9 protein-coding genes and 2 pseudogenes are annotated in these 9,290 nt (G+C 69.7%); 1 reads left to right on the top strand and 10 read right to left on the bottom strand.

What is annotated here, in order from left to right; translation table 11 throughout:
* Positions 1-87: 87 nt before the first annotated feature.
* Positions 88-300: pseudogene (locus tag ACFWX1_RS39365) on the top strand (HNH endonuclease); the annotation flags it as partial.
* Between the two features lies 1 nt (position 301).
* Here ACFWX1_RS39365 and ACFWX1_RS39370 read toward each other — a convergent pair.
* The 10 genes and pseudogenes from ACFWX1_RS39370 to ACFWX1_RS39415 form a co-directional block, all read right to left on the bottom strand.
* Positions 302-400: a DUF397 domain-containing protein gene (locus ACFWX1_RS39370; RefSeq protein ID WP_378394953.1), complete on the bottom strand. Its 99-nt coding sequence runs from the start codon at positions 398-400 to the stop codon at positions 302-304.
* Entirely contained in the window at positions 397-1,263 is an 867-nt protein-coding gene (locus ACFWX1_RS39375; RefSeq protein ID WP_378394954.1) for a helix-turn-helix domain-containing protein, read from the bottom strand. The genes ACFWX1_RS39370 and ACFWX1_RS39375 overlap by 4 nt, the downstream gene beginning before the upstream one ends.
* 78 nt (positions 1,264-1,341) lie before the next feature.
* Positions 1,342-3,063 (bottom strand): glycosyl transferase, encoded by a 1,722-nt coding sequence (locus ACFWX1_RS39380; RefSeq protein WP_378394987.1) that lies wholly within the window; start codon positions 3,061-3,063, stop codon positions 1,342-1,344.
* 101 nt (positions 3,064-3,164) lie between these two features.
* On the bottom strand, positions 3,165-4,277 hold the full coding sequence (locus ACFWX1_RS39385) for a serpin family protein (RefSeq protein WP_378394955.1): 1,113 nt from the start codon (positions 4,275-4,277) through the stop codon (positions 3,165-3,167).
* 122 nt (positions 4,278-4,399) lie between these two features.
* On the bottom strand, positions 4,400-5,674 hold the full coding sequence (locus ACFWX1_RS39390) for a deoxyguanosinetriphosphate triphosphohydrolase (protein WP_378394956.1): 1,275 nt from the start codon (positions 5,672-5,674) through the stop codon (positions 4,400-4,402).
* Between the two features lie 41 nt (positions 5,675-5,715).
* Positions 5,716-6,369: a YdcF family protein gene (locus ACFWX1_RS39395; RefSeq protein ID WP_378394957.1), complete on the bottom strand. Its 654-nt coding sequence runs from the start codon at positions 6,367-6,369 to the stop codon at positions 5,716-5,718.
* Between the two features lie 56 nt (positions 6,370-6,425).
* Positions 6,426-7,031 carry a response regulator gene (locus ACFWX1_RS39400; protein ID WP_378394958.1) on the bottom strand — a complete coding sequence of 202 codons (606 nt, stop codon included), beginning with the start codon at positions 7,029-7,031 and terminating at the stop codon, positions 6,426-6,428.
* The gene (locus tag ACFWX1_RS39405) at positions 7,028-8,242 is read right to left on the bottom strand and encodes a sensor histidine kinase (RefSeq protein WP_378394959.1); all 1,215 of its coding nucleotides are present in this window, start codon (positions 8,240-8,242) and stop codon (positions 7,028-7,030) included. The genes ACFWX1_RS39400 and ACFWX1_RS39405 overlap by 4 nt, the downstream gene beginning before the upstream one ends.
* Before the next feature lie 25 nt (positions 8,243-8,267).
* Entirely contained in the window at positions 8,268-9,008 is a 741-nt protein-coding gene (locus ACFWX1_RS39410; RefSeq protein ID WP_378394960.1) for an ABC transporter permease, read from the bottom strand.
* Positions 9,005-9,290: pseudogene (locus tag ACFWX1_RS39415) on the bottom strand (ABC transporter ATP-binding protein); the annotation flags it as partial. The gene ACFWX1_RS39410 and the pseudogene ACFWX1_RS39415, both read right to left, overlap by 4 nt.

Raw genomic sequence — 9,290 nt, forward strand, 5'->3', positions numbered from 1 at the left:
CTTGAACTGCTGCGAAAATCTACTAGCCATCCGAACAACCTCCAGTGGTCACCACAACCACTCTGACGGTGTCCGCCACCTCCGGGCAAGCTCACGGCGCACCATATCGTGTTTTGGGCACACCACGGTGAGACCAAAGTGGACAATCTCGTGCTCTTATGTTCCATCCACCACAAGGTAATCCACCATTCTGAATGGGAAGTGCGTATCACCGCCGACGGGTTACCGGAGTTCATCCCGCCCGCGTGGCTCGACGCGACCCGTACGCCCCGACGCAACACCATCCATCTACGAACCTAGATCAGCGCTGGGTACGGAGGAAGGCGGACCAGGCTGTGGCCGGGAGAATCAGCGTGCCACCGTCGCGGTCTTTGGTGTCACGGACACCGTCCTTCATCATGCGCGTTCCTCAGCTGTCGTCAAGTCGCCGAGCACGCTGGCAATGAGCCGAGCGGAGTCTTCGACCGACAGGGCGGCAGAGCAGATCTGCCGCCAAGCGGACTTGATCCGGTCGACCGGGCTGCCGTCCTCGAGAAAGCTGTTCAACGCGCGTGTCTCGGCGTAGGCGAAGGTCGGCTCGGCAAGGTAATCCAGCAACATCACCGGCCCTTCATGTCCGGGATGCGCACCCACGGAGAAGGGCACCACGCGCACCGTGACAGTGGATCGCCGGTTCAACGCCAGCAGATGTTCAAGCTGCGCACGTATGATGCTCGTATCACCAACGGTGCGCCGCAAGGTCGTTTCCTCGACAATCAACCGCACGTCCGGGGCACCGTGCCTGCCGAGTATCCGCTGGCGGCTACGCCGCAGCGACACCCGCTTCTCGACATCGGCTTCGGAAAGTCCCGGGTTGAGACGCCACATCAACGCACGCGTGTAGTCAGAGGTCTGCGCCAGCCCGGGGATCATCAGCGGCTCGTAGTTCCTGATAGCGACAGCGTCCTGCTCGAAGCGGATCAATTCCGCCCACATCGGCGACATCGCGCCGCTGACCTCGTGCCAGTTGCGTTCCTCGCCTCGGCGCAGCAAGTCGAGCAACTCCTTGCGTTTGTCCGCAGGCGCGCGCAGGAAGCCGAGGATCGCCGAGACCTCGTCCGGGTAGAGGCCACGCACCCCGGTCTCCATGCGGCTGATCTTGCTTTCCGAGCACCCCAGCGCGTCGGCGACCTCCAGGCACGTGACGCCCCGCTCGATCCGCAGCGCGCGCAACTCCGCCGACACCCGTCGCTGCCGCTTCGACAGGCCCTTGCGCTTTTCCATGACTCCCCTTCCCTCACTGGCAAGACACCTTGGCGTCTTGCCACGTGGGCACGAAAGAGGCGTCACCCGAAGGAGGAGTCAGGCGGTCAGCGGGCGGACGTCCCAGACCCAGACGCCGCCGACGAACTCCGCCGGCTTGCGCAGCAGAAGGTCCACAGTGGACCGCAGGACGTCGGCGTGGTCGCGCGGGCCGAGCACGAGGACGTCGGCGTTCCAGGCTCGCAGGTCTTCGAGCGCGCGCGTCCGGTCGGCCTCGCTGATCGGCCAGGCCTGGCCGGTGCGTTCGACCTGTTCGAAGATCTTCGACGTCGGGCGCGGGTCGGCGCCGTAGCGCCCACGCTTGTCGGTCTTGCTCTGCGGGCCGACGAAATAACCCTCGGGCATGGGATAGCCGAGGCCGGCGTCGACCTGCCAGTGCAGCGGCTCGGCCTCGCCGGTGCTCGGCAGCGGCACCGGGACGAGCGAGCCGCCGGGGGCGACGTAGGTGCGCCAGGTGCCGTCGGCGAAGAACGACGGCGAGGACGGGCGCGGTTTGACCACGAGTTCGGTCGGCGCGATCGGGAGCAGCACGGCGACCACGGCGCCGATCCACATCAGCCGCAGCGGCAGCCGCCGCGAACCGTTCACGGCGTCGGAATCGGGCTGCTTCGCCGCGGCGGCGAACACGCGGTCGGTGGCGATCGCGAGCAACGCGCCGACGGCGGGCAGGCAGCCCATCGCGAGCCGCGATTCGAGGATCGAGTCGAGGAAAGGCAGGCCGGACAACCACTTCCACGGCCCGGGGATGCCGGTCTCCTCCTTGACCATCATGAGCTGCACGCCCATCGACAGCCACGCCATGACGAACATCGTGATCGCGAACGCGCGGGCCACGACGTCGCGCCACAGCCAGATCGTCAGCACGACCATCAGCACGATGAGCGGCCAGCCGAAGAACGCGTTCTCCTCGGTGCGGTTCATCGACACGTCCGCCGCCGCGGACGGCACACCCGAAACGGACTGCGTCGCGAAGCGGGTGAACGCCGCGAGGTCGTTCCCCGCCTCACCGTGCCGCAGCTCGTGGAAACTCTGCGGGCCGAAGAACTGCCACCACAGCGGGAAAGCCGTCAGGACCAGGGTGATCACGACCCCGATGCCGACGCCCTTCCCGAGCGGCTTCAGCATCGGCTTGAACTCCCGGCGGCGCGGGATCAGATACGCGAGGACGAACACCAGGAACGTCAGCGCGAAGATCATCAGCGGTTCTTCGCCGAGGAAGATCTGGTACGCGGTGAGCAGGCCCAGCACCACGCCGTTGCGGACCGGCCGCTGCCCCTTCGCGATCTGGATGACCTTCAGCGCGATGAACGGCAGCACGAACAGCACCACGAAGTTCGGATGCGCGCAGGCGTGCGAGATCATCGGCGGGGCGAACCCGCAGAACGCGCCGCCGATCGCGGCGGAGACCCGGTTCGTGGTCAGATGCCGGGAGAACACCCAGTACCAGGCCGACGCCGTCCCGGCGAGCCCGATCGTGAGCACGATCGCCCAGGTCGCCGTCGCCCCGAGGACGAGCGTGACCGGGGCGAGCGGGATGGTCAGGCCGAACATCGAGGCGTTGGCCATCATGTTCACGCCGTCGGGGTAATTCTGCAGATCCGTGAAGAGCGGATTCTTCAGGTGCAGCACCGCTTTCGCGGTCACCGACGCGTACCACTCCCACTGGCTCTGGTCGGCCGCCCCGTTCCAGAGGTAGCCGCTCTTCAGGTCGAACCAGAGTCCGTTGTAGAGCAGGATCGTGAAGAGCAGGAAACCGCCCATGATGGCGCTGTCCTGCCACGCCCAGCGCCGCGGTCTCGTGTCGGTCACCGCCGGGGCGGGGTCTGGCTCGGTGAGTTCGGGGACAGCTTCGGACCGCACACTCACGGTTGGACCACCCTGGCGAAGAAGTAGACGGCGCCGGTCTCGGCGTGCCGGACCAGCAGCAGGAACGGCCGGTCGACGGACACGACCACCGGGTCGCCGGGCATCAACGACATCAGGCGCATCGTCACCGCGGTCGCCGCCGCTCCTTCGAGGCCCTGCTCGTCCAGCCGCAGCACGGCCTGGTGCAGCACATCGGACACTTCGAGCCGCGGATCGGGTGAGAGCCCGGACAGGTCGGCGTGCTGGGTGAACATCGTCCGCACCCCGAGTTCGCCGAGCGCGGCGGTCAACGGCGTCCGGACGTCGAGGTCGAGCTTGGGCATCGCCAGCTGGACCTGTTGCGCTCGCGGCGCGTCGAGCAGCCCGGCCAGCGCGTGCTCGTCGAGCGCCGCCTCGGCCTCGGCGAGTTCCCCGTCGGGCAGCAGCACCACGGCCTGCACACCACCGGCGGCGGGAAGCTGGACGATCTGCCAGCCCGCTGAGTGCGCGTAGCCGAGGCGCTCGTCCAGCCGCATCGTCGGCACTTCCCGGGTCCCGGCGGGCGCGTGGAACTCGGCCGGACCGGTCGCGTGGTCGGGAAACCGGTGCAGCCACGAGGTTTTCAGGTAGAGGGCGTTGACGATCGCCGCCACCGTGTCCTCGTCGATCGAGCCGGGCGGCAGCAGCGACGGGATCAGCCCGTGCGTGGTGTTCTCGACGTCGGCGTTGATCCGGGTGCGGGCACCTTCGGGATCGTCCACGAACGGCGCGCTCGCGACGGCGCCGTTCGGCCACGCGGCCAGTTCGGCGCGGAAGCCGTCCTCCAGCGGGAGCGCGTCCCACGCCCACAGCGTGTTCGCGACGGCGAGTTCGGGTTCTTCCCGCTGGGTCTCGGGCGCCAGTTTCGCGGCAGCGCGCAGCAACTCGGCATGCGCGTCCAGCGCGGCGGTGTCCGCGGCTTCCCCGGCGAGCAGGCTCAGCAGTTCCTCGGCGGTGGTGCCGCGGGCGGCACGGGTGACGAGCCCCAGCGCGGATGCCACCGAGTACGGGGAGAAGCAGGCGTTTTCCCCCACCGCGCCGACCCGGTGCAGGGCGAGGGTGAACCGGAGGTGGCTGTCTGTGGCGGCCATAGCGCGACCTTACCCGACCGGGTCACCCCGGCCGCAGACGCCGAAAGCCCGCAAACCGGAAGTCCGGCCGCCGGTGACAAGTCCGCGGCCCGGAAGCCGTACCGCCGTGCTCAGACGGCCGCTCAGCCGTAACGCGCGACGTACCACGAATGCCAGGAGTGGGCTTGCGCGTCGGTGAGCGAGGCCACCTGATCGACCACCACCCGCAGCCGCTCCGCGTCACCGGACGCGGCTTCCCAGGCCGGGACGAACAACGGGTCCAGTGCCTCCGGCCCGCGCCGGCAGAGTGCGCCGACCAGGTCCGCGACCAGCTGGCGCTGACCGTCCTGCATGGCCAGCCGCCGCCGGTCGCTCATCACGTACCGCAGGGCGAGTGCCTTGAGCAGCGCCACCTCCGCGGCCACCTGCTCGGGCACGACGAGCCGGGCGGCATACCGCGTCAACGGCCCTTCCCCGTAGACCTCGTGGGTCGCGGTGACGACCGCCGTCGCGAACCGGCCGACCAGCTCGCTGGTGAGCCGTTTCAGGGCGACCTGTGCCCGCGGCGAGCTTTCCGGCCCGGCGCTCACGACCTCGGCGACCACCGGCAGATCGAGCAGTTCCTTCGCCGCACTCTCCAAAGTGGACACCGACTGGGTGGAGAAGTGCCCGGCCGCGGCCTCCGCGACCGCGCTGCGTTCGTCGGGATCTCCCAGCAGCCGCAAGGAAATCCGGCCGGCGAAGACACCGTCCTCGACGTCGTGCACCGAGTACGCGACGTCGTCGGCCCAGTCCATGATCTGTGCTTCCAGGCAGGTCCGCTCCGCCGGCGCACCTTCGCGGATCCACGCGAACGCGGCCGCGTCGTCGGGATACACGCCGTACTTCGCCTGGCCGGGACGCCGGTGCCACGGGTACTTCGTCGTCGCGTCGAGGCAGGCCCGGGTGAGGTTGAGGCCCGCCGTCACGCCGCCCTCCCCGACCACCTTCGGCTCCAGCCTGGTCAGGATGCGCAACGTCTGCGCGTTGCCCTCGAACCCGCCACACGACCGCGCGACCTCGTTCAGCGCGCGTTCGCCGTTGTGCCCGAACGGCGGATGCCCGATGTCGTGCGCGAGCCCGGCGGTGTCCACCAGATCCGGATCGGCGCCGAGTTCCTCGGCGATCCCGCGGCCGATCTGGGCGACCTCGAGCGAATGCGTGAGCCGGGTGCGCGGGACGCCGCTGACCTCGGCGCCCTCCCCCGGCCCGACCACCTGCGTCTTCCCGGCGAGCCTGCGCAGCGCGGCGGAGTGCAGCACCCTGGCCCTGTCCCGGGAGAACGGGCTGCGGCGTTCCGGGCGCGCACCGGCAGGCGCCGAGCCCTTGGCGGGTTCGGGCAGCAGCCTGGCCTGGTCGTGCTCGGTGTAACCGTCCACGAGCCCAGCTTATGCGCCGGGTCCGACAATCCGCGTCCCGCTCAGTCCAGGATGGTGTCGAACAACGCGTCGGCGGGCGTCCTGGTGAGCCGGTAGAACAGCAGCGCGCCGGTCTCCCTGACGATGTACCTGACCTGCGTGTTCCTCGCCTGGACGATCGGCCCGCTGTGCGTCGGCGCGGCCCACGCGTCCAGGCGAGTGTCGGTGGCCATGATCCGAGCACGATAGGAGTGCCACGGGTCGCTCACCAGCACGGCGCTGTGCCAGCCGTGCGCCCGCACCTGCGTGGCGACCGCGCGCAGGCTGCGCAGCGTGTCGTTGCCCTCACCGACGGGCAGCGTCGCCGCGGCGGGCACCCCGTGCCGGGTCAGCCACCGCGCCCCGGCCTCGGCCTCGGTGTAGTTGTCCCGCTCCTGCTTGCCGCCCGCGGTGACGATCGTCTTCGCGACGCCCGCGTCGTAGAGTTCCTTGGCTTTGAGCAGCCGCGCGGAGAAGACGTCCGACGGCGTCCCGTTGTACTGTGCCGCCCCGAGCACCACGATGACGTCGGCGGGCGTGCGATCGTCGCCCCTGGCCACCTGCCAGACCCGGTACGCGGTGCCGCCGCCGACGAGCAAGGCCACCAGCAGCGTGCCGAAGACGATCCGGCGCGCCCAACTGGCCCGTGAAGGCTTGGTCCGTACGGCGGTACTCACGCCGCGCATCCTTCCAGAAGATCACTCAACGACATCGGCGGCACACCGTGTGTGCGTCAAAGCCAGCCGTTCTCCTCGGCGAGCCGGACGGCTTCGGCGCGGGTGCGCGCGCCGGTCTTGCCGATGGCGGCGGACAGGTGATTGCGCACCGTACCTTCGGACAGGTGCAGCGCGCGGGCGATGTCGGCGACCGTGCTGCCGTCCTTCGCCGCGCGCAGCACGTCGTGCTCCCGGCCGGTGAGCGGGCTCGCCCCGGTCGCCAGCGATTCGGCCGCCAGCGCGGGATCCACCACCCGGAGTCCACTGTGGACCCTGCGGACGGCCTCGACCAGCTGCTCGGGCGGAGCGTCCTTGACGACGAAACCCGCGGCGCCCGCGGCCATCGCCCGCGCCAGGTAGCCGGGCCTGCCGAAGGTGGTGCAGATGATCACCCGGCAGGACGGCAGCGCCGTGCGCAGTTCGGCCGCCGCGACCAGGCCGTCCTTGCCCGGCATCTGGACGTCCAGCAGCGCGACGTCGGGGGCGGATTCCTTGGCGGCAGGCAGTACCTCGTCGCCGGACCCCACCTGGCCGACGACCTCGATGTCGGATTCCAGCCCCAGCACGGTGGCGAGCGCGCCGCGCACCATCGCCTGGTCGTCGGCCAGCAGCACCCGGATCAAGCCAGTCCTCCCGCGGGTTCGGCACGCACGGCCGGGGTGGCCGTTTCCGTGGTGGCGGTCACAGGGACCTCGGCCCTGACCGCCAATCCTCCCCCAGACTTCACCGACGTATGCAGCGTCCCCCCGATCGCGGCGAGCCGTTCGGTCAGCCCGCGCAGGCCGTTGCCCGCCACGACCTCGGTGGCGTTGCCGTCGTCCTCGATTTCGAGCCAGTTCCGGCCGAGCCGCACCTTGACCTTCTTCGCACCGGAATGCCGGAGCACGTTGGTCACCGCTTCCCGCAGCACGTAGCCGAAGGTGTTCTGGTACTCCGGGAGGACGTTGTCGACCGCGTGCGGCAGATCCGCGTCGATCTCGGCCGCCCGCAGCGCCGCGCGGGCCCCGACCAGTTCGGCCGACAGCGAAACCTCGCGGTACTCCGAAACGGTGGCGCGCACGTCCGAAAGCGCGCTGCGGGTCAGGCCTTCGACCTCGCGGATCTCCTCGACCGCGCGCGGGATGTCGCCGGAACTCTCCAGTACCCGCCGGGCCAGCCCCGCCTTCACGGTGATCGTGGTGAGGCTGTGCCCGAGCAGGTCGTGCAGGTCCCGGGCCACCCGCTCGCGTTCGTTGACCACGGCCAGCGTCGCGATCTCGTGATTGGCCCGCTGCAGCCGCTGGATCGCGCGGACCATGTTCGCCATGAAGAACATGCCTGCCGTGATCGAGGCGATCGAGATCAGATCACCCTTGTGCTCACCGAACTTCCCGGCGATCACCGCCGCGAGCAACGCCAGCACCAGCGTCGAGCCGTCGAAGACCAGCGCCCACGCGGGCGGCAGGATGAACGCCAGCGTCGCCGTCGCGTAGACCAGCAGCCACGCGTTGAAGCCCACCAGCGCCATGACGACCAGGCCGAGCACGAGCATCCCCGCCGAGAAGATCAGCTTGTCCCGCAAGGGCCGGTGGAACACCAGCGGGAACAGCAGATAGCTCAGGCCATACGCGCCGGCGAACACCAGGATGACCACTTTGGACCACGCGGGCCCCGGATCATCGAGCACGCGGGAGAAGACCGGAACCATGAACGGGAGGAGGAACACCAGACCGATGACCGGCCACCGGCGCTTGCCCGGACCCTCGTCCCTGCCCAGCGGCGAATCCTGCCACAGGGCGGCCCGGTCCTGGCCCCACAGCCAGTGGCCGTCATGGCCGGACAAGCGCTCTCCCACGTGTCCTACCTTCCCCTGAGCCCGGTCAGACCCGGGCGCTGTCCTTACGGTAACGCCTGATCACGAGCGCCCCGAGCACGACGGTCCAGGCGGCGAGCACGCCGAGCGCGGCCGGGAAGCCCACCAGCATGGTGTTCGTGACGGCGGGCCGCACCAGCTGGATGATCCAGTAGGTCGGCATGATCTGCGAGAGGTCGTGCATCCAGCCGGGCATGCCCTCGATCGGGATCCACATCCCGCCGAGGAACGCCATGGCGAGCATCACGAGCATGGTGATCGGCTGCATCGAGTCGGGGGTGCCGAACTGGCCGAGCAGCAGGCCGAGCAGCACCAGCGGGACCGTGCCGAGCCAGATGCCGAGGATGATCCGCACCCAGCCGGACGCGTCGAGGTGGACGCCCTCGAACAGCGCACCGATCAGCGGTACCACGATCAGTGCGGGCAGCCCGACGAGCATGCCGGACAATGCCTTGGCACCGAGGTAACCCCCGCCGGACAACGGCGTCAGCCGCAACTGCCGTGTCCAGCCCGCCGCCCGCTCGACGGCGAGCCGCGTACCGCTGGTCATGGCGGCGGCGAACGTCCCGTAGGTCATCATGTTGACCATCACCACCGCGACGAGCGCCGCGTGGTCCGCTTCGCTCGTTTTGATGAAGACGTTGGCCTGCAACAGGAACATGACGACCGGCAGCCCGATGGCGAACAACACGAATCGCGGCGAACGGAACATCCGCCGGATCTCGACGACGAAGTAGGACAGTTTCATCGGGTGTGCTCCTGGTCGGTTTCGTCCGCGGTGAGCGTGAGGAAAGCGCCTTCCAGCCCGACGGCGCCGATCTCGATGTCGTGCACGGCGGGGACGGCGGCCATCAGCGCCCGCAACGTCGTGTCGGAGTCGGAGCTGGAGATCGCGACCCGGTCGCCGCGCAGTTCGTAGCCGGGGGGGGGGGGGGGCCCCCCCGCCCCCCGCCCGGCCCCCCCCCCCCCCCCCCCCCGGAGAGTGCGGGCCCCCGCCCGCGCCCCCCCCCCCGCCGCGCACCCCACGGCC

Origin of the sequence: Amycolatopsis sp. NPDC059021, from assembly GCF_042739895.1 — a bacterium.
Lineage (GTDB): Bacteria > Actinomycetota > Actinomycetes > Mycobacteriales > Pseudonocardiaceae > Amycolatopsis.